The organism is Paenibacillus senegalensis JC66 (genome assembly GCF_000285515.1).
GTDB lineage: Bacteria > Bacillota > Bacilli > Paenibacillales > NBRC-103111 > Paenibacillus_L > Paenibacillus_L senegalensis.
The window spans coordinates 1-1,485 of record NZ_CAES01000127.1; the positions used below are offsets into that span (position 1 = coordinate 1).

1 protein-coding gene is annotated in these 1,485 nt (G+C 54.1%); it reads right to left on the reverse strand.

From position 1 onward, the window contains the following. Positions 1-15: 15 nt before the first annotated feature. Positions 16-1,485, reverse strand: a 1,470-nt coding sequence (gene tnpC / locus PSHG_RS25885; protein WP_010267214.1) for an IS66 family transposase, incomplete at its 5' end; no start/stop codon positions are given.

The window sequence follows — 1,485 nt, forward strand, 5'->3', positions numbered from 1 at the left end:
CGTTACTACTTAGGTCTACAGTGGAATGGGTTGTCCACGAAGTGCGAGGGAAAGGGAAGGGAGCACGGAATGCCCTTGTTTCAGAAGGGTAGATACGACGCTCCGTAGTCGAGCGAAGATATCTGCCCCGGCTACCGTGCGAAACGCACCGGAGATCTTCTGTTTTACCTTGACCATCCGCAAATCTCGTTCCGCTTGATTGTTGTCAAACGGAATTTCGGGTCGCCAAAGAAACGACAAGATCGCCGTTTTATGCAGCAACAATCGTTCACCTAGATTGCCTGCCTTGCTCTTGATTTTTCTGCCGCGTGTCCCGGTCTTTTGTCTCACGGGGTCTTTCGCCCATTCGTGCTGACCGGCTTCCAGAATCGCATCATACCGGGCTTGAAGCCCCAGGATGACCGCTGCGCATAGCGGTGCTCCCGCTTGTCGCGATGCATTCGCGAGCTGCCAGCTTTCCTTCAGTAGATCGCTCATCTGCTGGGCCCACACATGCCCATCGTGCTCGGCAATGCCCTTGCATTCTCGGAGTAGATGCACGTTGCAAAGCGCGTGGTCAAAGGTATATCGCTCTTTGAAGTAGCCTTGCATGCAATCGTGGACGACCGTACCGGTATAGCGCGGCATAAAGCCGTGCGCATCCATCGCCTTGCTCCCGCGCTGGGGATGAAAACGAAGCAACGTATGCCTCTCGTCAGAGATCACATGCATCCATTGGGTTTTGCCGTCAACTCGGCATCCGGTTTCATCGGCGTGAACGATGGTTTGCCCAAGCAGGCGGTCAATCAGGACTTGCTCGACAGGTTGCAACGCGTCATATGACGTCTCCAGCATCGTGAGCAACGAAGCTTCGCTCGGTCGATGACCGGTCAGATCGTTGAACAAGCAGGCAATCCGATCCAGCGGCAACAACTGGTAGGCATGTAGGTAGACGGTCCAAGCGGTCCAACCGCTGCCATATTGCACGGGTGCCTTCACATGCTCCGGAAATGTAGCGCGCTGCATACAGCGGCAACGGGAACAGTAGGCTTTTTCTACTTGATGTTCGGTGACGAACATCCGCGGAGGTGGCAAGTCGAATACTTGTCGTTTCTCTAAAGTTTTGCGTTTCGCGTCCGCCAGCGAGTCTTGACAGTCGGGGCAGGTGTGGAGAGGATAGACGACGACTTCATCGGGGTGCTCGACCTGACACAACGTCGTGCCTCGATGTCCCTTGGGCGCCCCTTTTTTGCCACCGGGTGTGCGCAAATTCGTCGGCTTGCGCAGACCATCGCTCGAAGGCGGTTTGCTACTGTTACTGCTATTGCTTGCGAGTTGTCGTTCCAACTCATGTACACGATGTTCAAGTTCCCGAATCCGGGCGGACTGCTGATCGAGAAGAAATTGAACAACGGAAGCAATTTCTTTATCGCCTTTGCATATGGTTAATACTTGTTCCGGCGTTAGGTTCACGTGGTCTTCCTCCTCGATTTTTGTCACTGCTTT